General features: G+C 62.5%; 18 protein-coding genes and 1 other RNA gene. 9 read left to right on the top strand and 10 right to left on the bottom strand.

Annotation, left to right across the window (positions count from 1 at the left end):
- Nucleotides 1-100: 100 nt before the first annotated feature.
- Both AC0L25_RS07395 and tsaA read right to left on the bottom strand, forming a co-directional pair.
- The gene (locus AC0L25_RS07395) at nucleotides 101-412 is read right to left on the bottom strand and encodes a DUF2293 domain-containing protein (protein WP_473594882.1); all 312 of its coding nucleotides are present in this window, start codon (nucleotides 410-412) and stop codon (nucleotides 101-103) included.
- Nucleotides 409-915 (bottom strand): tRNA (N6-threonylcarbamoyladenosine(37)-N6)-methyltransferase TrmO, encoded by a 507-nt coding sequence (tsaA, locus tag AC0L25_RS07400; protein ID WP_473594883.1) that lies wholly within the window; start codon nucleotides 913-915, stop codon nucleotides 409-411. Before tsaA ends, AC0L25_RS07395 begins: the two co-directional genes overlap by 4 nt.
- A gap of 144 nt (nucleotides 916-1059) precedes the next feature.
- On the opposite strand from tsaA, the gene AC0L25_RS07405 reads away from it, so the two are divergent.
- Both AC0L25_RS07405 and metF read left to right on the top strand, forming a co-directional pair.
- Nucleotides 1060-2082, top strand: a complete 1023-nt coding sequence (locus AC0L25_RS07405) for an ArsR/SmtB family transcription factor (RefSeq protein ID WP_473594884.1) — start codon at nucleotides 1060-1062, stop codon at nucleotides 2080-2082.
- Nucleotides 2082-2999: a methylenetetrahydrofolate reductase [NAD(P)H] gene (gene metF, locus AC0L25_RS07410; protein WP_473594885.1), complete on the top strand. Its 918-nt coding sequence runs from the start codon at nucleotides 2082-2084 to the stop codon at nucleotides 2997-2999. Before AC0L25_RS07405 ends, metF begins: the two co-directional genes overlap by 1 nt.
- 485 nt (nucleotides 3000-3484) lie before the next feature.
- Here the strand turns inward: metF and AC0L25_RS07415 are convergent, their stop codons facing one another.
- Nucleotides 3485-4405, bottom strand: a complete 921-nt coding sequence (locus tag AC0L25_RS07415) for a DMT family transporter (RefSeq protein ID WP_473594886.1) — start codon at nucleotides 4403-4405, stop codon at nucleotides 3485-3487.
- Nucleotides 4406-4636: 231 nt separating this feature from the next.
- On the opposite strand from AC0L25_RS07415, the gene AC0L25_RS07420 reads away from it, so the two are divergent.
- The gene (locus tag AC0L25_RS07420) at nucleotides 4637-5857 is read left to right on the top strand and encodes an alanine racemase (protein ID WP_473594887.1); all 1221 of its coding nucleotides are present in this window, start codon (nucleotides 4637-4639) and stop codon (nucleotides 5855-5857) included.
- Nucleotides 5858-5965: 108 nt separating this feature from the next.
- On the opposite strand, the gene AC0L25_RS07425 is transcribed toward AC0L25_RS07420, so the two are convergent.
- A complete protein-coding gene (locus AC0L25_RS07425; RefSeq protein ID WP_473594888.1) occupies nucleotides 5966-7150 on the bottom strand; it encodes a lytic murein transglycosylase in 1185 nt (394 codons plus the stop codon).
- Nucleotides 7151-7230: 80 nt separating this feature from the next.
- Nucleotides 7231-8022 (bottom strand): glycoside hydrolase family 25 protein, encoded by a 792-nt coding sequence (locus AC0L25_RS07430; RefSeq protein WP_473594889.1) that lies wholly within the window; start codon nucleotides 8020-8022, stop codon nucleotides 7231-7233.
- A gap of 236 nt (nucleotides 8023-8258) precedes the next feature.
- Between AC0L25_RS07430 and AC0L25_RS07435 the strand changes: the two genes are divergently transcribed.
- Complete coding sequence (locus AC0L25_RS07435; RefSeq protein WP_473594890.1) at nucleotides 8259-9638, top strand: serine hydrolase domain-containing protein; 1380 nt, start codon at nucleotides 8259-8261, stop codon at nucleotides 9636-9638.
- A gap of 29 nt (nucleotides 9639-9667) precedes the next feature.
- Here AC0L25_RS07435 and AC0L25_RS07440 read toward each other — a convergent pair whose 3' ends face one another.
- The 5 genes from AC0L25_RS07440 to AC0L25_RS07460 all read right to left on the bottom strand — a co-directional run bounded on the left by AC0L25_RS07440 (nucleotide 9668) and on the right by AC0L25_RS07460 (nucleotide 16393).
- Nucleotides 9668-9976 carry a HigA family addiction module antitoxin gene (locus AC0L25_RS07440; RefSeq protein WP_473594891.1) on the bottom strand — a complete coding sequence of 103 codons (309 nt, stop codon included), beginning with the start codon at nucleotides 9974-9976 and terminating at the stop codon, nucleotides 9668-9670.
- Nucleotides 9977-9984: 8 nt separating this feature from the next.
- Nucleotides 9985-10281: a type II toxin-antitoxin system RelE/ParE family toxin gene (locus AC0L25_RS07445; protein WP_473594892.1), complete on the bottom strand. Its 297-nt coding sequence runs from the start codon at nucleotides 10279-10281 to the stop codon at nucleotides 9985-9987.
- A 130-nt stretch (nucleotides 10282-10411) separates the two neighbouring features.
- Nucleotides 10412-11119 carry a class I SAM-dependent methyltransferase gene (locus AC0L25_RS07450; protein ID WP_473594893.1) on the bottom strand — a complete coding sequence of 236 codons (708 nt, stop codon included), beginning with the start codon at nucleotides 11117-11119 and terminating at the stop codon, nucleotides 10412-10414.
- Complete coding sequence (locus AC0L25_RS07455) at nucleotides 11116-12363, bottom strand: BtaA family protein (RefSeq protein WP_473594894.1); 1248 nt, start codon at nucleotides 12361-12363, stop codon at nucleotides 11116-11118. The genes AC0L25_RS07450 and AC0L25_RS07455 overlap by 4 nt, the downstream gene beginning before the upstream one ends.
- 82 nt (nucleotides 12364-12445) lie before the next feature.
- Nucleotides 12446-16393: a hydantoinase B/oxoprolinase family protein gene (locus tag AC0L25_RS07460; protein WP_473594895.1), complete on the bottom strand. Its 3948-nt coding sequence runs from the start codon at nucleotides 16391-16393 to the stop codon at nucleotides 12446-12448.
- A 200-nt stretch (nucleotides 16394-16593) separates the two neighbouring features.
- Between AC0L25_RS07460 and AC0L25_RS07465 the strand changes: the two genes are divergently transcribed.
- From AC0L25_RS07465 to rnpB, 5 genes are all read left to right on the top strand, one after another.
- Complete coding sequence (locus AC0L25_RS07465) at nucleotides 16594-16791, top strand: hypothetical protein (protein WP_202366999.1); 198 nt, start codon at nucleotides 16594-16596, stop codon at nucleotides 16789-16791.
- A gap of 426 nt (nucleotides 16792-17217) precedes the next feature.
- Complete coding sequence (locus tag AC0L25_RS07470; protein WP_473594896.1) at nucleotides 17218-17937, top strand: TerB family tellurite resistance protein; 720 nt, start codon at nucleotides 17218-17220, stop codon at nucleotides 17935-17937.
- Complete coding sequence (locus tag AC0L25_RS07475) at nucleotides 17934-18695, top strand: N-acetylmuramoyl-L-alanine amidase (protein WP_473594897.1); 762 nt, start codon at nucleotides 17934-17936, stop codon at nucleotides 18693-18695. Before AC0L25_RS07470 ends, AC0L25_RS07475 begins: the two co-directional genes overlap by 4 nt.
- A 185-nt stretch (nucleotides 18696-18880) precedes the next feature.
- Complete coding sequence (locus tag AC0L25_RS07480; RefSeq protein WP_473594898.1) at nucleotides 18881-19648, top strand: lytic transglycosylase domain-containing protein; 768 nt, start codon at nucleotides 18881-18883, stop codon at nucleotides 19646-19648.
- Nucleotides 19649-19707: 59 nt separating this feature from the next.
- Nucleotides 19708-20105: RNase P RNA component class A (gene rnpB, locus AC0L25_RS07485), an RNA gene on the top strand.
- Nucleotides 20106-20165: the final 60 nt, after the last annotated feature.

Consider the following 20165-nt stretch of genomic DNA (forward strand, 5'->3'; position numbering starts at 1 on the left):
TACGTCCTCCGTCAGCTCATCCCGTCCAGACGCGTTAGAGCGCTGCGGCGGGTGGCACAAGACACAGGCAAGGTTTCCGGATGAGCCATCGAGGTACTGGTTATTCCTCATCGTCATTCTCGAGCAGACGCGTGGCGCGCCAGCGGGTCAGCACGATGTTGGTCTGTTCCATGACGAAGAAGCGCGCGGAGTCGCGGTCGTAGCCTTCGGCCAGCAGTTTTTCGTAGTCGGTGTGCACATGACGGATATGGGCTGTCGTCGCCAGCCACACCGCGATCGTCGGCGGCAAGCTCTTCATATGCACCGCGCCGGCGTCGGCGCGGATTTTTTCCATGTCGGCATAGGGCGCCAGCGGCAAAAGCGCTGTCAGCGCCTTGGCGATGGCGCGGCGGCGGCCAGTCGGCGCATTCATTGCCCGTCCCGTCCGGCAATGGTCGCCTCGGCAAAGGCATCGATCGAAGCGAAATAAGGCTTGATGTCGATGACCGGCGTGCCGTCGAGCAGGTCGATGGCATCGAGATCGATACGGCCCGTTTCGATGTCGAGGGCGACGAGCCTGGCGATATGCAACCCGACCGGGTTCGGCCGGGCAGGGGAGCGCAGCGAAAAAACGCCCTTCGGTTCAGCCGCATGGCGGGGTTTCTGAACAATCAGGGTCCGCGGTGCGTGGTGCAGCCAGGACAGGATGATGACGTGGCTGGCGCGCTCAAGCCCGAACAGGCCCTCGCGATAAGGCTGGTCGACCGTGAGAACCGCCGGCTGACCGGTTTCCCGCGCGGCTTTCATGTTCTTGGGGCAAGTTTCCCGCGCGGTCCAGGGCGAGGCGATGCGGCCGATGAAGACGACATGGCCGTCCGGCGGCATATCGGCCGGATCGGTTTCCAGAAGCTTTTCGCCGCTGCGCTTTTCGAACATGGTTTTCGCCCCCGATCATGCTTTCGGCTTTGCGCGATCCGCCACGCATGCGTCATTTTCTTGTCCGGGAGCGACATACCGCTTGCAAGGCCATCAAAATCGACATAAACATATGTTTATATCTTTTTCAAAGAGAATGCTCGCATGCACGTCGCTCTGGACACCATGGTAGATACATTGAAGGCGGCGGCCGAATCCAGCCGGTTGCGCATCCTGGCGTTGCTGTCGCGCGGCGACCTGACCGTTTCCGATCTCACCGAAATCCTCGGCCAGTCCCAGCCGCGCGTCTCGCGCCACCTGAAGCTGCTGCTGGAGGCGGGGCTGATCGGCCGCTATCAGGAGGGCTCATGGGCCTTCTTCCGGCTGTCCGATTCGGACGCGGCGCGGGATTTCGTGCTCAAGCTGGTCTCCGGCATCCGCGGTGCCGATCCGCAGATCGAGCGTGATCTAGAGCGGTTGGCAGCGGTCAAACGCAAGCGGCAGGATCGCGCCGCCGAATATTTCTCCGTAAATGCCGCAAGCTGGGACCATATCCGCTCGCTGCATGTGCCGGACCGCGCCGTGGAGACAGCGCTGCTCAAGCTCGTCGGCAAGCGGCCGTTCCAGTCGATGCTCGATCTTGGCACCGGCACCGGGCGACTGCTCGAAATCTTTTCGCCGCTCTACCGGCGCGGCGTCGGCATCGACATGTCGCGCGAGATGCTGACGGTGGCGCGCGCTAATCTCGACAAAGCCGGCATTTCGAATGCGCAGGTGCGCCAGGGCGATATTTTTGCGCCACCGGTCGAGCGCGACGCCTTCGATCTCGTTACCATCCACCAGGTGCTGCACTATCTCGACGATCCCGCCCGCGCCATCCACGAGGCAGCAAGGCTGCTGCGTCCGGCAGGCCGGCTGGTGATCGTCGATTTCGCTCCGCATTCGCTGGAATTCCTGCGCGACGCCCACGCGCATGTGCGGCTCGGCTTTTCCGACCGGCAGATCACCGAGTGGTTTTCCGAGGCCGGGCTCGACCTCGAGGACAGCCAGGAATTCGAGCCGCGCGGTGGCAACGAGCCCAGGCTCACCGTAAAACTGTGGCTCGGCCGTGACCAGCGCATGCTGATCGCCGATCCTTCCAACCACGCACAACCGGCCAATGCCTATCCGATAGGGGAAACCGCCTGATGAACCAGTTCCGCTTTTCCCGCCGCCCTGACATTGGTGACAAGGTCAGAGTTTCGTTCGAGTTCTTCCCGCCGAAGAGCGACGAGATGGAAGCAAGGCTGTGGGACACCGTCACCCGGCTGCAGCCGCTCAAGCCGAAATTCGTCTCCGTCACCTATGGCGCCGGCGGCTCGACGCGCGAGCGCACCGCGCGCACGGTCAAGCGTATCCTCACCGAAACGGCGCTGACGCCGGCGGCGCACATGACGTGCGTCGATGCGGCGCGTCACGAGGTCGACGAGGTCATTCAGGAATTCGCCGACATGGGCGTCACCCGCTTCGTCGCCTTGCGCGGTGATCCGGCCGAGGGCGTCGGCGCCGCCTACCGTCCGCATCCGGACGGCTATGCCAATGGCGCCGAACTGGTGGGAGCGCTGAAAGGTGTCGGCGATTTCGATATCTCGGTCTCCGCCTATCCGGAAAAGCATCCGGAGAGCCCGGATTTCGCCACCGACATCGACATGCTGAAGCGCAAGGTCGACAATGGCGCGACACGGGCGATCACCCAGTTCTTCTTCGACAATGATCTCTACGAGCGCTATGTCGAGCGGGCACGGCGGGCCGGCATCTACATACCGATCGTGCCGGGCATATTGCCGGTCCACAATTTCACCCAGGTCGCCAATTTCTCGGCGCGCTGCGGTGCGCTGGTGCCGGCGTGGATGGCCGAGCGCTTCGACGGGCTGCAGACGGACCCGCAGACGCATGCGCTGGTGGCGTCCGCGGTGGCGGCCGAGCAGGTGCTGGACCTTGTCGAGCGCGGCGTTGGCGATTTCCATTTCTACACCATGAACCGGGCCGATCTCGTCTTCGCCGTCTGCCACATGATCGGCATCCGCTCGCATGAGGCTGAAGCTGCGGGGTCTGCCGCGGCGTAAGTCTCGGCCGGGTCTCTGGAAATGCAAAAAGGCCGGGTAAAAACCCGGCCTTTTCAATGACTTGGACTATTCGGTGCTGATCTTCCGTCGCTTTGGCGGGTCTATGGAAGAAAGCCCATAATCAGGGCCCCGATGAATGCAAACGCAGCACAGATCATCAATGCGTTGATTGGCCTCGTGAGTCCCACGTCATAGCCTCCTCTTAAAGAGCTATGGCCAGAGTCTAGGGTCATTTGTGCCACAGGCAAGCGGAAAATATGCTGCAATGCGACGACATTGTGGAATTCACGACCGGCTCTTTGCCGTTAAGCATTGAAACTCTTCGGCAAAATCCCGCTTCGGACCTGTGCACAAAATGTGACGAAGCTGGGGCAAGGATCGATATGGCAGCGCTACCGCTGCCGAAAATCGGAATCGATTTTCGGGTCCATGCAACGATTCCACGAGTTAGAGCGTCGTTGGCGCGTCCAATTGGATGCGAAGCTTCAACGCGGGCGGCCGAACAGCCGGCCGTCGATGGTGACGAGGCCGAGCGCGATCAGCCCCATGCCGCCGAGCTCGAACAATTCGAGCCGTTCGCGCAGGAACAAAAAGCCTAGCAGGATGGCGCTGGCCGGCACGATCAGCGTGACCAGCGAGGCGTTGGTGGCGCCGGCCGAGGCGACGAGGTTGAAATAGAGGATGTAGGCGAAGGCGGTGGACAGCAGGGCCAGCGCCAATACCGCTGCCCACACCGGCGGCGAGGCCGAAAACAGGTTGGCAGTGCCATGGCTAAGCAGCACGATCGGGATCATGATGATGGTCGAGGCGGTCAATTGTCCCGTGGCGATGACCGGTGAAGGCACGCCCGTGAAGCGGCGGGCAATCATCAGGGCGACTGCATAGGACAGCGACGCGCCGACCAGCGCGAATTTCGCCCAGACCGGACCGCCCAGCCCGGCAAGCAGGCCCGGCCCGATCATCACCGCGGTGCCGACGATGCCGAGCGCGATCCCGGCAAGCTTGTTCCAGGAGAGTTTTTCGTCTGATGTCAGCGCGTTGGCGAGGATCAACGTCCAGAATGGCGTCGTCGAATTGAGGACCGAGGCGACACCGGCGCCAAGTTCGGTCTGGCCGGCGAAGATCAGCGAGAAGGGAATGACGTTGTTGACGAGCGCCAGCAGGAAGAACAGACCGGCATGCGGCAAGGCGAGGCGGAAGGACGGACCGCGCAGGCCGAGATAGAGATGCAGCGCCAGCGCCGCGATGGCGACGCGAAACAGCACCAGCACCAGCGGCGGAATCTCGGCAACCGCAATGCGGGCAAAAAAGAACGAGCCGCCCCAGATCGCACCGAGCAGCAGAAGCTGTGCCCAGTCTTTCAGGGCCATGGGTCCGCGCATTGCCGTCGTGGTTGTGATCGCCATGGACCGTCCTCCCAGGTGGCTCTGAATGCCAAGCCAATCAGGCGTCTGTTCAGGCCATATCCTGTTTGATGGCAAGGGCCACCCGAAAGCAGATCGGTGGGCTAGCTTTTCCTGTCGTCTGGCCTGTCATCTGGCGTAGCGCCGCAGCGTCAGGGGTGCGAGACACAGAATTGTTTTCATTCCCGCATAGGTTGGATTAATTGTGCGCAGTCTAAGCCAAGGGATTCGTCCATGCAGCGATTCGAAAATGCGCGCGAAGCGGCGCTGGCGCTTCGCCCGGACGATCCGATCTATTGCTTTCGCCCGCAGGTGCTGAAGGCGGACGCCAGACAGTTCATGGGCATGTTTCCCGGCAAGACCGCCTATGCGGTCAAGACCAACGGCGAGCAGATCGTGCTGAACGCGCTGGTTGAGGCCGGCGTCGACGCTTTCGACGTGGCCTCGCCCGGCGAATTCGCCGCCGTGCGCGCGGTCTCGCCCGACGCCGAGATGCTCTACATGCATCCGGTCAAGGCACAGTCGGACATCAAACTGGCGCTGGAGAAATATGGCATCCGCGTCATCTCGCTCGACCATGAGGACGAGATCACCAAGCTGACCCGCGTGGTGCGGGCGCTCGATATCGATCCGGGTGCGATCACCGTGTTCGTGCGCATCCAGACGAAGGGATCGGCCGCCTACGAACTGTCGAAGAAATTCGGCGCCGGGCCGGCCAATGCCGTCGATCTGGCCGAACGGCTGAACCGGACGGGCTACAAGGTCGGCCTGTGCTTCCATGTCGGTAGCCAGATCGAGGATCCCGACACCTACGAGCGGGCGCTGGCCTCGGCCGACTGGGTGCGAAACCGCGTCAGCTTCGACATTGCCGGGCTCGATGTCGGTGGCGGTTTTCCCGCCGAATACGGCCATGATCCCAACCGCAAGCAGATCGAGATGCCGTCGCTCGGCCAGATCATGTCGCGGCTGTCGGGCGACCTGAAGGAATACCAGTTCGACCAGATGCCGCTGGTGGCGGAGCCGGGCAGGGTGATCGTGGCGCGCTGTCTGTCGCTGATCGTGCGCGTGCTGCTGCGCAAGGGCAAGCGGCTCTACATCAATGATGGCATCTGGGCGTCGCTGTCGGATTCATGGACCGGCAAGATCACGCTGCCGGCGCGCTTCATTCCAGACCCGGCGATCCGCTCGCGCAATGGCGAGGAAAAGACCATCGTCCCGTTCAAGGTCTGCGGCGCAACCTGCGATTCCGTTGACATCCTGTCGCGGCCGTTCTGGCTGCCGGAAACGGTCGATACCGGCGACTGGATCGAGATCGGCCATATCGGCGCCTATTCGCTGTCGCTGAGGACACGGTTCAACGGCTTTTATCCCGACACCTTCGTCGAGGTGACGACGCCGTTCGACGAGGGCGACGCGCCGCAGGGGTTTGCCAGCCTGGAGACGATGGCGGATTAGGGAGTAGTCAGTAGTCGTAGTCAGTAGTCAGTAGTGAACATATAATTCCATTTACTACTCACTACTCACTACTCACTACTCACTATTCCCTACCCACTACCCTACCCACTACTCCCTGAGCTTCGCCAGAAGCTCCTCCGTCGGCCAGCCGTCGACCGGCAGGCCTAGCCGCATCTGCTCCTTACGGATCGCCTCGCGGGTGTTGGTGCCCAGGATGCCGTCGACCGTTCCCACGTCATAGCCTCTGGCCTCGAGCTTTGTCTGCAATGCCCTCATCTGGTCGCCGTTAAGGCCGGGTTCGGGATTGCGCGGGTCGAATTGCGGTGCACCCGCCAGCCGCGCGGCGAGATTTGCCGCAGTCAGCGCATAGGTGAAGGACTGGTTCCACTCGAGGTAGACGTCGAAATTGTCATAGACGAGGAAGGCGGGCCCCTTGCGGCCCATGGGCAGCGCGAGACCTGCCTTCAGGCCGTTGTCAACAAGCGGCGTGCCATCGGGGTTGGTGACACCCCACTGAGCCCATTGCGTCAGCGGCAGCTTGTTGGTGCGGCCGGTCTGGTCCCATGGCAAGTCGTCGGGCACGCGAACTTCCTCGATCCAGGGCTGGTCGCGTTTCCAGCCGCGCGACATGATCTTGTTGGCCGTGGTCATGATCACGTCTGGCGCGCTGCCGCGCAGGTCGATCACTTCGTCGCCGTCGCCGTCGACGCCGCGGCCGAGATAGTCGGAAGGCAGCATCTGCGTCTGGCCGATTTCGCCCGCCCAGGCCCCGGTGACGTCGGCCGGCACGACGCCGCGGTCGATCAGTGTCAGCAATGGCACGATCTGCGGCCGGAAGAGCTGCGGGCGACGACAGTCGTGAGAGAGCGTGACCAGTGCGTTCAGCGTGTGGAAATCGCCCTGCACGGCGCCGAAATCGGTTTCCAGCGCCCAGAAGGCGGCAATGACCGGGGCCTGAACGCCGAATTCGCGATCGGCGCGGGCAAAGACGTCGGCATATTGTTTTAGGATGACCGCTCCCTGCTTCAGCCGGTAGCCCGAGATCATCCGGTTCGAGAACTCGATGAAGGTCTGGGTAAAGACGCCCTGGGCGCGGTCGCGCGCCAGCACTTTTTCGTCGGCGGTGGCCTCTTCCAGCGCCTCAAGGCCGGCAGTGCCGACGCCGGCGTTCCTGGCCTCCGCCGCCACGCCCTGCTTCCATGCTTCGAAATCGCCACCGCATTGCTGTGCCACCGCCGGCGCCGCCGTGACGGCCAGAAACAGCGCCGCGAGAATTTCCAAGCGCAATCGCATTGCCATCCTCCCGAGAAGATTACCGGCGGTTGCAGGCGTCCTTCACTGGCTGTGTCGAAAAGCAGGCGGCAGGCCCGCTGTCAACGGGTGTTCTGCCGCAGCCACTTGTTCCAGGCGGCTTCCGAGCCGTTGAAGACATTGATATCGGCTTTGCCCCTTATGCCCGGCACAATACCGGTTCCGGTGTACTGCCAGAAAGTGAAGGGGTGGCTGCCGTATCTCTTGCGCGGGTGGCCGGCCACCGAACGCAACCAGTAGGGATAGCCGCGGAAGGCCGATAGGCCGTTGTCGTCGAAGAAATCGATCGAGGTGTAGATGATCGGCTTCTTGCCATAGTGTTTTTCGACGATTTCGAGGAATGTGCTCATCTCGCTGCGCACCGTGGCCGCATCCGGCCGCAGCTTGCAGGTCGGCGATTGCGGGTTCCATTCCATGTCGAGAACCGGGGGCATTGCCGACCGGTCTCTGGGCACGTTCTGGATGAACCAGCGCGCCTGCGTGGCGGCCGGTGTGCAAAAATAGTAGAAATGATAGGCCGCGCGCGGGATTCCTGAGGCTTTCGTGCGGCTCCAATGCTCGTTGAAATACTCGTCGAAGCGATCGCCGCCTTCCGTCGCCTTGATGAAAACGAAGGAAATGCCGCTGGCCCTGGCGGCCGGCCAATCGACCGAGGTCTGGTATTTGGAGACGTCGGTGCCGTGAACGGCATAGCTCCACGGCGCGCCGCTGTCCCATTCATGCGGGTCGGAGTCGTCAAAACGGGGTGCGCGCACCGCAACGGTCGGGGCGCCCGGCGACGACGGCGCAAGATCGTCGACGGTCGAGCAGGCGCCCAGCAGCGTCAGCAAGATGAAAGCCGCGAAACGGCGCATCGCTACTCCTGAACCGGTTTCAGCCGGCCGCTGATGGGTTGTTGCTGCAGGTGGTCCCTCGACCGTGCCCCCAAGCGATCGCCCCACAGGACCGCTCATTACTTCCAATGATCGCCGATCATGGTTGATAACAGGTTGACGGCGCTCGACAGGAGCCAAGATTTGCCGAAGCAATGGCGGCAAATCGATGGCACAAATCGAGCTGGAAATCCATGCGCGGGAATATGGGGCGAAAAATGCGGATCGTTCTTAAGGTCGTCAAATGGCTGCTTGGGCTGGCCGTGCTGGCGGTCGCATCACTCGCCGCCTGGCTTTACATCGCGCCGCCGGAACTGATCCGCGTCGGCTCGGGCTATACGGCCAAGATCGTCTGCTCGAATGTTTTTATCGCCGCACGCGATGCCGATCAGGTGCTCGCCGTTGACGTGCAGGCGCCGGGCCATCCGCTGCTCAGGCTGATGAGGGTGTCCGTCGACAAGGAGCAGGGCACGGTTTCGGCCGGGCTCTTCGGCGTGTTCGGCAAAAGCGTCGCGGTCGTTCGTGACGGGCTCGGCTGTGCTTCGGTTCCGGATGGTGACATCGCCACGGCCAAAGCGGCCGCCGGGCCGGCGTTGACACCGGCACCGCCGCTCGACGCCTTCTGGCCGGACGGCGACAAGGTCGATGTCTCGCAAAATCCCGAAATCGCGAAAATCCTCGACGATCCTGCAATGACCGGCGCCGGTATGCGGGCGGTGGTGGTGGTCAAGAGCGGCCGCATCGTTGCCGAGCGTTATGGCGAAGGCTTTACCGAAAAGACGCCGTTGCTTGGCTGGTCGATGACCAAGACTGTAAATGCCGCGATCGTTGGCACTCTGGTGAAGGACGGCAAGATGGTGATGACGAACCAGGGCCTGTTCGGACCCTGGAAAGCGGATGGCCGCGCAGCCATCAGTCTCGCCGACATGATGGCGATGTCGAGCGGGCTGGAGTTCAACGAGGATTATGGCGACGTCACCGACGTCACGCGGATGCTCTACCTCGAGCCTGATATGGCAGGCTTTGCCGGATCCAAGTCGCTGACCGGCGAGGTCGGCAAAATGTTTTCCTATTCGAGCGGCACGGCAGTGATGCTGTCGCGGCTCTGGCAGGACGCGATCGGCGACAAGAACAAGGCGCTGGCGTGGCCAAGGGTTGCACTGTTCGACCCGCTCGGCATGCAGAGCGCGGTACTGGAGACCGACGAGCACGGCACGTTCGTGGGTTCGTCCTATCTCTACGCCACCGCGCGCGACTGGGCGCGCTTCGGCCAATTCCTGCTGCAGGACGGCGTCTGGAACGGCCAGGAGATCCTGCCTGCCGGTTTCGTCGCCTGGATGCGGGAAGCTGCACCCGCCTCAAAAGTCTACGGCAGGGGCCAGGTGTGGATCGAGGGGCCGGGCGACGAGGAGAGCCCCGGCGCCGGCATCGCTGCGGGCCTGCCAAGTGATACTTATTGGATGGAAGGCCATGACGGGCAGACGGTCGCCGTCATCCCCTCGCAGCAGCTTGTGGTGGTGCGGCTTGGCCTGACGCCGGCCAAGCTCGGCTATCGGCCGCAGATCATGCTGGCAGCGCTGGTGAAGGCGCTGCATTAGAGGAATGCGGCGATCGCTCGCCGCAGGGTCTATGCAGCTGTCGCCAAAGGCCTTGCACGATCAACACGCGCTCGCTCGTCGGGCGAATTCATGACCGCCCACAGATCGCTGCGGCGTTGGACGTTCAACCAGAAATCCGGGCTGTTGCCAAACACCCGCGCCAGAATGAGCGCGGTTGCCGCCGTCACATTACGGCGATCGTTGCACAATTCGTTCACATGCTTGCGCTGGACGCCCATAGCTTCGGCCAAAGTCGCCTGTGTCAGGCCGAATGGCTGCATGAATTCTTCGGTAAGAATTTCGCCAACCGTTGCTGGCTTGCGTGCAGTCATCAACATGTCTCACCTCACCTATAGCCGTGGTCGTCGAGATATATGTCCGACGCCTCACCCCGGCCACCATCCCAGCGGAAGACCAGCCGCCATTGTTTGTTGACACGGATCGAATGGAAGCCTTCGAGATTGCCGCGCAACTTCTCGAAATGGTTGCTGGGCGGCACACGCAAATCCTGATCGATCGCTGCGTCGTCAATCATCTGGAGCTTGCGGAACAAGCGACTTTCGAGATCGGACGGAATGTTGCGGGAGTGAGTGTCGTCCACGAAGAAGGCCCGCAGCCATACGTCTCTAAAGCCTATGATCATCCCATGCTTCCAGCGATGAGCTGATGTACCACCCCTTGGGTCATACGGCAATGTGATTTAGCTGAGTTCAAACCCCGCCTCACTGAGGAGTTGGAGCAGCCTTCCTGCGCCAGAAATCAGAGCATTGCTACTAGATGGCGATCTTGGTGACGGCCAGCCAGGCGTAACCGCCATAAAGCGTTCTAAACCGAAGGGTTGCGCCGGCTCTTGCAGATTCCGATTCCAGGACGTCCCGCAGGGATTGACGCGGCTCAACGTGAAATTTCTTCAGCCAGCCGCGCAGCAGCGTGCGGAACCAGCGGGGCAGGGCCTCCTGCTGGCCGAAATCGACGACGTGCAGCGAGCCGCCGGGCGACAGGGCTGCAAGTGCCGCGGAAACCGTCTTCTCCCAACCGGGAATCATCGACAGCGAATACGAGACAAAAATGCGGTCGAAATTTTCGACGGCAAACAGGGCCTTCGCGTCGAAATCGGTGGCGTCGCCGCGCGCCAGCTTGACGCGGCCTGAGAGGCCTTCGCGGGCAATGGCAGCAGTGGCCGTTTCCAGCATTTCGGCCGAAATATCGAGACCGAAGAAGCGGGAGTCGGGATAGCGGCTGGCGGCGAGGACGATGTTGCGGCCGGTGCCGCAGCCGAGTTCGAGCACGGTGCCGCCAGCCGGCACATCCAGCCCTGATATCAGCCGGTCGCGGCCGAGCAGATAGTATTTGCGGGTCAGGTCGTAGAAATGGCGCTGCCAGCGGTAGACGCCGTCCATCAGCTCGGCGTGCCCGGCCGGCGGTTTGCCGTGCCCGGCCGGCGGTTCGCCGTGCCCGGCCGGCAGTTCGGTCGCGCTCATGCGGCCTGCTTCACATAAAGGTGGAAGCCGCCATAGATGGCCGAACGGTCGCGGGCCGAGAATTCGCGCGACGCCTCGTCCGCATAGCTCCACTGGTCGAGCAGCGAATTCGAGACCCGGCCGGGCAACAGGCTGGGTTCGGCCGCGGTACGGAAAATAACGCGGGCACCAGTCGACGCGGTGCGGGTGATTTCGGCCCACAGCGCATTGAGCTGATCGTCGGTCATCCAGTCCTGTGCGTCGAGCAGGACGAAGCGGTCGACGGAACCGGCATCCTTGCCGGCAAGGAATTCGATCAGATTGGCGTGGTGGATGGCGACGCGGTCGACATTGTTGCGGATCGTCTGGTAGTTGCGCTTTTCGAGATAGGCGGGCAGCGCCGCCTCGCCGGGATTGGGGTAGCGGCGGGCAAAAGCCTGCCAGGCGAAATAGTTGTTCTCTAGCGGAAAATCGCAAGCGAGCTTTTCCAGCCGGGCTTTCAGCACACTGGCCATGGTGCCGTCGCCCGAGGTGATCAGCGAATCGTACTGTGCCGGCGGGATGCCGAGCCCGAACAGCGAGGCTTTTCGCGATGTTGCCCATTTCAGCAGCGGTTTTTCGAAGACCGGCGCCAGTTCCTCGTCGAAGAAGCGGCGCTGGCCGGCGAGGCTTTTGGCATGCATGATGCCGGCCGGATCGACGCCGAAGAATTTGGCGGTGCGGTGACCCATCGCGATGAACAGGCCGAGCAGGCCGGTCTGGTAGAAATTGCGGTCGAAGACGGCGATGCGGCGGCGGAGGCGCCAGTTGCGACGCTCCCAGTAATGGCGGCTGACCGGGTCAAGATGCGGCGCGATGAAGCGATCGTAGGCTTGCGAATTGTGACGGGTCTCGGCAGCGCCGAAGAAACGGAACAGGTCGCCCTGCGACGGCAGGTGGCGCACCGCTTCCAGCTTCATGCGGTTCAGCGCGATGTGGGCGGCGTTGAGATCGACGGCATCGATCCTCTCGGGCGACCGGGTTAGATAGGCGAGGATGTTGCAGCCGCCCGAGGCGATGGTGACGACGCGATGGCCCTGGCCAAGCTGCATCGCCTCCATGTCGACGTCGGGGTCTTCCCAGATCTGCGGATAGACGAGGCCGGAAAACAGCAACGCGAAGAGCCGTTCGGAAACACCGGCCTTCGACAGCGGGCGGTTCTGGTAGACGGCCTTGCCGACTTCCTTGCCGCGGCGAAAAACCAGTTCTCCGGAAAGATCCGTCATGACAAGGCGATTCCCCGTTTGCTCTGGCGCAAGCGGGTAGCGCAGCGTTATGACAGGCCGGTGACAGTCTGTTGAGGCGAGCTCAGGCCTCGCCGAATCCGCCGGGCGTCGGCGTCGTCACGATGATGGCTTCATCGGCCTCCAGCACGGTCTGGTCGCAAGCCTTCAGGACTTCGATGCGGCCATCCTTGCGGCGGACCTTGGTCCAGCCGATCTCGCCATCGCCGCCGCCATCCAGGCCTTGCGGCGGGCGGTTGCGATGCGAGGACAGGATGGCGCACTCCATCTTTTCGAGAAAACGGACGGTGCGCTCGGTGCCGTCGCCGGCCCTCCATTTGCCTTTGCCGCCGGAGCCTTCGCGGATGTGGAAATCCTCGAGCAGGACGGGGAAACGCAGTTCCAGCACTTCCGGGTCGGTCAGGCGCGAATTGGTCATGTGGGTGTGGACGCCGGAGGTTCCGGCAAAGCCGCGACCGTTGTTCATCCGGCCTGCCGGCGAGCCGGAGCAGATCGTCTCGTAATACTGGTACTGCTTGTTGCCGAAGGTGAGGTTGTTCATCGTGCCTTGTGCGTTGGCCATCGCGCCCATGGCGCCGAACAGCGCATTGGTGACATGCTGCGAGGTTTCGACATTGCCGGCGACGACTGCCGCCGGGTAGGTGGGTTTCAGCATGCAACCCTCGGGAATGATAATGTTGATAGGTCTCAGACACCCGGCATTCATCGGGATCATGTCCTCGACCATGACGCGGAAGGCATAGAGCACGGCCGCGCGGGCGACCGGCTCGGGGGCGTTGAAATTGTTCTTCATGATCGGCGAGGTACCGGTGAAGTCGACCGTCGCCTCACGCTTCTGCCGGTCGACCGAGATCTTCACCTTGATGACCTGGCCGGTGTCGGTCGGATACTCGTATACGGAACTGTCGGGCAGCCGCTCCAGCACGCGGCGCACGCTTTCGGCGGCATTGTCCTGGACGTGACCCATATAGGCTTCAACCACGCCAAGGCCGAAATGCGCGACCATTTTGCGGAGTTCAGCAACGCCCTTTTCGTTGGCGGCAATCTGCGCCTTGAGGTCAGCGATGTTCTGATGCGGATTGCGTGCCGGGTAGGGGTGGTCGGTGAGCAGCGTCTCCAGTTCCTTCTCGCGGAACCGGCCGCGATCGACGATGCGGAAATTGTCGAACAGCACGCCTTCTTCGTCGACCGTGGTGGCGAGCGGCGTCATCGAGCCGGGCGCCGTGCCACCGATATCGGCATGATGACCGCGGGAGGCAACGTAGAAGAGGATCTTTGGCGATTGGCCGATCTCCCCCCTTGTGGGGGAGATGCCCGGCAGGGCAGAGGGGGGCAACGTCGAGCGCTCGGCTTCGCGATATGCCGTCTCGCTAATTGGAGGCGTTGGCGAGACAGCGCCCCCCTCTGTCGGCTTCGCCGACATCTCCCCCACATGGGGGGAGATTGGGCGCTCTTCCTCAAACACCGGCGTCACCACGGTGATATCAGGCAGATGCGTGCCGCCATTATAGGGCGCGTTCAGGGCAAAAACGTCGCCGGGGTGGATGTCGCCCGAGTTCAGCCGGATGATGGTTTCCACCGAACGGTCCATCGAGCCGAGATGCACCGGCATGTGCGGCGCGTTGGCGACCAGCGCGCCATGACGGTCGAAGACGGCGCAGGAGAAATCCAGCCGCTCCTTGATGTTGACCGAATAGGCGGTGTTCTGCAGCGTCACGCCCATCTGTTCGGCGATCGACATGAACAGGTTGTTGAACACCTCCAGCATGACCGGATCGGCCTCGGTGCCGAGCGCCGCCTGCCGGCGCTTTTTCTCGATGCGGCGCAAGAGCACATGGTTCTTGGCGGTGATCCCGGCCTGCCAGCCCGGCTCGACGACGATGGTCTGGTTCGGTTCGATGACCAGGGCAGGGCCGGCAACCTTGTACCCCGGTTTGAGTACCTCGCGGCGGAAGATGCCGGCGTCTCGCCAGGTGCCGTCGGCGAAGATTTTCCGACTCTGCGAAGGGCTTGCGGCGGTGTCCTCAAGGACTGAATCACTTTCCTCGCGGCCGGTGCTGCCGGTGTCGATGCCTTCGACGCCGACCGATTCCACGATTATCGGCTTGTCGTCATAGACGAAGCCGAACTGCGCCTTGTGGGCCGTTTCGAAATCGCCCTTGGCCCGTGCAATCGAGTCGTGCTCGAAATTCACCGGCAGTGCGGTGTCAGTGCCGTCGTAGCGGACATGCAGCACCGGCTTCGAGGCGACCGCGTCCTCGGCGATGCCTTGTGCGGCAAGCTCGTCGATGACGGCTTTGCGCAATGTCGCGACGAGCTCGTCGATCACCGGTCTCGAGTCTTCAGCCAGCGGCTTCAGCAGCGCCTGCTGACGTGACGCAAACACCGAGGACAATCCAATGCCATAGGCCGACAGCAGGCCGGAGAAAGGATGGATCAGCACCGCTTCCATGCCGAGTGCGTCCGCAACCAGGCAGGCGTGCTGGCCGCCGGCGCCACCAAAACAGTTCAAGAGATATTCGGTGACATCGTAGCCGCGCTGCACGGAAATCTTCTTGATCGCGTTGGCCATGTTTTCGACGGCGACGGTGATAAACCCTTCGGCCACCGCCTCCGGTGAGCGGCCGTCGCCGATTTCGGCTGCCAGTGCTGCGAATTTTTCGCGCACGGTTTGCACGTCGAGCGGCTCGTTCTGGCCGGGTCCAAAAATGGCCGGGAAGAAGTCGGGCTGCAGCTTGCCCAGCATGACATTGGCATCGGTGACGGCCAGCGGCCCGCCGCGCCGGTAGGCGGCCGGGCCGGGATTAGCGCCGGCCGAATCCGGCCCGGCGCGGAAGCGCCCGGCCTCGTAATGCAGGATCGAGCCGCCGCCGGCGGCGACGGTGTGGATGCGCATCATCGGCGCGCGGATGCGCACGCCGGCAACCTCGGTGTCGAAGGCGCGCTCATAGTCGCCGTCAAAATGGGCGACGTCGGTAGAGGTGCCGCCCAGGTCGAAGCCGATGACCTTGTCGAAACCGGCGAGTTTCGCGGTCTCGACCATGCCGACGACGCCGCCGGCCGGACCGGACAGCAACGCGTCCTTGCCCTGAAACATGTCGGCGGCGGTGAGGCCACCCGATGACATCATGAACATGAGACGGGGGGATTGGCCGATCTCCTCCCTCGTGGGGGAGATGCCCGGCAGGGCAGAGGGGGGCGCCGTAGGATGCTTTCCGTCCTCGTTGGCACTGTTGGAAGGCTGAGATGCTGGCGGGACAGCGCCCCCCTCTGTCGGCTTCGCCGACATCTCCCCCACAAGGGGGGAGATTGACGCCACGCCCAACTCACCCGCCACCCTTTTCACATAGCGCGACAGGATCGGCGACAGATAGGCGTCGACCACTGTGGTGTCGCCGCGGCCGACCAGCTTGATGAGCGGTGAGACCTCGTGGCTGACCGAGACTTGGCGAAACCCCAGTTTTCTGCAGACTTTTGCAACCGCTTTTTCGTGATCAGGATATTTCCAGGCATGCATGAAGACGATCGCCACGGCGTCGATGCCGTCAGCCCTGCCTTGTTCGATGGCCGGGCGCATGGCGGCGATGTCGAGCAGCCGTTCGACGCGGCCGTCGGCGCGCACGCGCTCGTCGACCTCGATGACGCGCTCGTAGAGCTGTTCGGGAAGAATGATCTCCTTGGCGAAGATGTCGGGCCGCGCCTGATAGGCGATCCTCAGCGCGTCGCGAAATCCCCTGGTGATGAGCAGCAGCACACGGTCGCCCTTGCGCTCCAAAAGCGCGTTGGTGGCAACGGTGGTGCCCATCTTGATGTCGCCGATCAGGCTGGACGGGATCGGCGCGCCGGATTTTAATCCGAGCAGCTCGCGAATGCCCTGGATGGCGGCGTCGGCATAGGCTTCAGGATTCTCGGACAGCAGCTTGCGCGGGTGCAGCCCGCCTTCCGGGTCACGGCCGATGACATCTGTGAAGGTGCCGCCGCGGTCGATCCAGAAATCCCATTTGGCGGTCACGGCAGCTCTCCCAGGCATTTTATTGATTCAATGTGTCAATTCGCCATGGCTTGGTGTTAGTTCGCTATGCCTTCGCCGGCAACGGCAAAAGCAGATGATGTTACATGCGGAAACGCAACGTTATGAAACTCATAGGCGCCTGATGCATTCCGTCCTCGATCGTCACCCGGTAGCGGGGGCGTGATTAGAGGAGAGATGTCATGAAGAAGCTCATTCTTGCGTCGGTTTCGGCGCTTGCCCTGCTTGGCGTTGCCGCTTGCAGCGACAGCGGCACGGGCGGGGACGCCACAACCACGCAGAGCACCAATCCGCCGGCGAACGAACAGCCGATGCAGCCGGCTCCTGACGCCACGAAGCCAGCTGAGCCCGCTCCGGCACAGCCAGCGCCGGCGCAGTAGCTCCCATGTGATGTACAGAAGGCCGGCATGATGCCGGCCTTCTGACTTCTGGATAGGCGCCTTGCGGCTGTCGCCGCAGCGCAAACAGCACAGTTGCCGGTCACTTTTTCGCCCCGCGGGGGGCCGAAATGGCAAGGCGACGAAGGCTTGCAGCAATTGCACCTGGCTGACACGAGCAATAACGCCCAGCAGCCCACCTGTCAGCTCGGCGTAGCCAGTTTCCCCGACACGACATAGCCGAAGCTCGCCGCCAAGCGGCAACGACTGCGGTTCGCGCCATGGCCGGTGCCCCGACTGCCGTCTCCTGATTTTCCATGATCGACGGTCAGCGCCAGCTGCTTCAGGCGGCCCGCGAAATCGGTTGGGCCGGCCCTGCGGCATTGTCTTCGCTTGATAGCGGTGGCCGGTTAGCCCTAATAGGTGCTCATGTCGATTTGGGATCGCCTCGGCGACTTCATCACCCGCGTTTCGTCCTCAACCTCGTCGGGTGTCGCCGACGTCGTCGAAGCCGTGCGCACGGTTTTCTCCGGCGACCCGGATCTGCGTCGGCGCGTCGCCTTCTCGGTAGCGATGATCGCACTGTCGGCCAAGATGGCCAAGGCCGACGGCGTTGTCACGCAGGACGAGGTGCGCGCCTTCCAGCAGATATTCGAAGTGCCGAAAGACCAAACGCGCAATGTGGCGCGACTCTACGATCTGGCCAAGCGCGACATCGCCGGCTTCGAGACCTATGCCGCGCGCATGGCGCAGCTTTGCGGCTCCGGTCATTCGAACTGCAAGATGCTGGAGGATATTCTCGACGGGCTGTTCCACATCGCCAAGGCCGACGGGCTGGTCCACGAGCGCGAAGGCCAGTTCCTGCATCGTATTGCCGAGATCTTCCGGATCGAGGAGGCGCATTACCAGAGCATTCTGGCCCGGCACGTCGACCTGGGTGCCGCCGACCCCTATGTCGTGCTTGGCATCGAGCGGGGAAAAACGTTCGAGGAGGTCAGGAAGCGTTATCGCAAGCTGGTTTCGGACAACCATCCCGACCGGCTGATCGCACGCGGCCTGCCGCAGGAATTCATCAAGATCGCAACGAGCAGGATAGCAGCGATCAACGCGGCCTATGAGATGATCGAACGAGGCCTGCGGCACGCATGAGCGGCTTCCCGCCCGACGAGCCAAGCGCCGAGGTAAGGGTATCGCCGAATTTCGGTCCACGACGCGATAAGCCCGACATGATCGTGCTGCACTACACCGGCATGCAGACCGGCGCCGGGGCCGAAGCATGGCTGTGCGATCCGGCCAGCGAGGTTTCGTCACACTATATCGTCCATGAGGACGGCCGCATTATCCAGATGGTCAGGGAAAGCGACCGTGCCTGGCATGCCGGCAAGAGTTCGTGGTTCGGACGCAGCGACATCAACTCCTGTTCGGTGGGCATCGAGATCGTCAATCCGGGGCATTTGTTGGGCTATCGGAATTTTCCGAAACGGCAGATCGATGCCGTCATCGGCCTGTGCAAGGGGATCATCCAGCGCCATTCCATTCCAGCTCAACGGGTGCTTGCCCATTCCGACGTGGCGCCGGGACGCAAGATCGATCCGGGCGAGAAATTCCCTTGGAAGGCCCTGTTCGAGGCCGGTGTCGGCCATCTCGTCGAAGCGGCACCCGTCAGGCGCGGCGCGGTGCTAAGGGCCGGCGATGCGGATGCCGAGGTCGAGGCGCTGCAATCGATGCTGGCGCTCTACGGTTATGGCGTGGAGATATCAGGCGCCTTCAACCGGCAGACCGAAATCGTGGTCGAGGCTTTTCAACGGCACTTCCGCCAACGCAAAGTGGATGGCGTGGCCGACGGATCGACAATTCGCACGCTGGAAAGGCTGCTTGTTTCCGTGAGGGGAGTCCCGTCCAAGTAGTCTTTTCCTAGCCGTTGAGTTACAGCCTGTCACTCAAAGTGACTTGCCCCGCCTTTTTTGCCGCCAATTCGGTCGTCAAAGGCGATCCGTGCAAGTTGTCGGACCTACAGCCTCCCAGATGTTCCGATGTTGATTAGCGTAGCTGCGTGAAGTTCTTCGTCGCGGTTCAAACAGAACAGGATCCCATGCAGAAATTGACCGTTTTAACGGCAGCTGTTGCTGCCGGCGTAATGAATTTTGCCATCGGTGCCGCCAATGGCGCGCCGCTGAGCCAGCGGGCCGACCAGGGTTTCATTACCGTGTCCGACAAAACCGCCACGCCGAAAGCCGGCCAAGATGCAAAGGAAAAAAGCACAGCCTCAGCAAAGGCGGAGAGAGCTGCTGCGGTAAAAGTGAAAAAGCCAGCATCCGCAAAGGCGGAAAAAGCGGAAAAGCCAGTCTCTGCAAAGAAGGCAGTCTCTAAGCGACATGTGGAGCGTAACAGGGCTCGTATCGACCAGGCGACGACGGCGTCGATCAGCCGGAAAAGCCGGGCGGCGGCGCCGAAGGCGGCGGCCGCTGGCGATAGCGGCCAGTATTCGACGATCATTGAGCGTCATGCCGCCAGCAATGGTGTGCCGGTCTCGCTCGCCAAGGCCGTCATCATGATCGAAAGCAGCTTCCAGCCAAACCAGGTTGGTAGCGCCGGTGAGATAGGCCTGATGCAGATCAAGCCGTCGACGGCGCGGATGATGGGCTACAGCGGCTCGATCAAGGGCCTCTACGATCCCGAGACCAACATCAAATACGGCATGAAATACCTCGCCATGGCGCGGAACCTCGGCGACGGCACGACCTGCGGCACGATCCTCAAATACAATGCCGGCCATGGCGCCAAGCGGATGAACCCGATTTCCGCGGCCTATTGCGGCAAGGTCAAGGTGCAGTTGGCCGCGCTTGGAGCGCCGGCGTAATAAGCCGGAAGCTGCTTTTTTTGTTTGCGTTTTCGGACGTGAACCTCTTTATACGCTTGCCAGCTGGCCGGGCGGCCGCACCCGCGAAGCCGAAAGGCTGCGGGTGAGGAAAGTCCGGGCTCCATGGAGACACGGTGCCGGTTAATGGCCGGCGGGGGCGACCCTAGGGAAAGTGCCACAGAAAGCAAACCGCCATGATCCGTCGTGGTAAGGGTGAAAGGGTGGGGTAAGAGCCCACCGCGCGACTGGCAACAGGAGCGGCACGGTAAACCCCACCGGGAGCAAGACCGAATAGGGGCGGTGCGAGGGGAAACCCTCGAGGGCTGTTTCCGGCTCACCGTCCGGGTAGGTTGCGTGAGGTGCATGGCAACATGCGCCCAAGATGAATGGCCGCCACGTTCTCGCGTCGCAAGGGGCGAGGGCCATACAGAACCCGGCTTACAGGCCAGCTGGCAATTTTCGTCCAGATTCTACAAGGAAAGTCCCTGATATCAGCAGGTTGCGTCTTCGGGCGCGC

The organism is Mesorhizobium sp. WSM4813 (genome assembly GCF_055811555.1).

Bases quoted from the DNA above. Each gene is read 5' to 3' on its own strand.
- AC0L25_RS07480 (WP_473594898.1), top strand. From the start codon at position 18,881: ATGCAGAAATTGACCGTTTTAACGGCAGCTGTTGCTGCCGGCGTAATG.
- AC0L25_RS07435 (WP_473594890.1), top strand. From the start codon at position 8,259: ATGCGGATCGTTCTTAAGGTCGTCAAATGGCTGCTTGGGCTGGCCGTG.
- AC0L25_RS07405 (WP_473594884.1), top strand. From the start codon at position 1,060: ATGCACGTCGCTCTGGACACCATGGTAGATACATTGAAGGCGGCGGCC.
- AC0L25_RS07470 (WP_473594896.1), top strand. From the start codon at position 17,218: ATGTCGATTTGGGATCGCCTCGGCGACTTCATCACCCGCGTTTCGTCC.
- AC0L25_RS07475 (WP_473594897.1), top strand. From the start codon at position 17,934: ATGAGCGGCTTCCCGCCCGACGAGCCAAGCGCCGAGGTAAGGGTATCG.
- metF (WP_473594885.1), top strand. From the start codon at position 2,082: ATGAACCAGTTCCGCTTTTCCCGCCGCCCTGACATTGGTGACAAGGTC.
- AC0L25_RS07450 (WP_473594893.1), bottom strand. From the start codon at position 11,119: ATGAGCGCGACCGAACTGCCGGCCGGGCACGGCGAACCGCCGGCCGGG.
- AC0L25_RS07465 (WP_202366999.1), top strand. From the start codon at position 16,594: ATGAAGAAGCTCATTCTTGCGTCGGTTTCGGCGCTTGCCCTGCTTGGC.
- AC0L25_RS07425 (WP_473594888.1), bottom strand. From the start codon at position 7,150: ATGCGATTGCGCTTGGAAATTCTCGCGGCGCTGTTTCTGGCCGTCACG.
- AC0L25_RS07415 (WP_473594886.1), bottom strand. From the start codon at position 4,405: ATGGCGATCACAACCACGACGGCAATGCGCGGACCCATGGCCCTGAAA.
- AC0L25_RS07440 (WP_473594891.1), bottom strand. From the start codon at position 9,976: ATGTTGATGACTGCACGCAAGCCAGCAACGGTTGGCGAAATTCTTACC.
- tsaA (WP_473594883.1), bottom strand. From the start codon at position 915: ATGTTCGAAAAGCGCAGCGGCGAAAAGCTTCTGGAAACCGATCCGGCC.
- AC0L25_RS07395 (WP_473594882.1), bottom strand. From the start codon at position 412: ATGAATGCGCCGACTGGCCGCCGCCGCGCCATCGCCAAGGCGCTGACA.
- AC0L25_RS07420 (WP_473594887.1), top strand. From the start codon at position 4,637: ATGCAGCGATTCGAAAATGCGCGCGAAGCGGCGCTGGCGCTTCGCCCG.
- AC0L25_RS07445 (WP_473594892.1), bottom strand. From the start codon at position 10,281: ATGATCATAGGCTTTAGAGACGTATGGCTGCGGGCCTTCTTCGTGGAC.
- AC0L25_RS07430 (WP_473594889.1), bottom strand. From the start codon at position 8,022: ATGCGCCGTTTCGCGGCTTTCATCTTGCTGACGCTGCTGGGCGCCTGC.
- AC0L25_RS07455 (WP_473594894.1), bottom strand. From the start codon at position 12,363: ATGACGGATCTTTCCGGAGAACTGGTTTTTCGCCGCGGCAAGGAAGTC.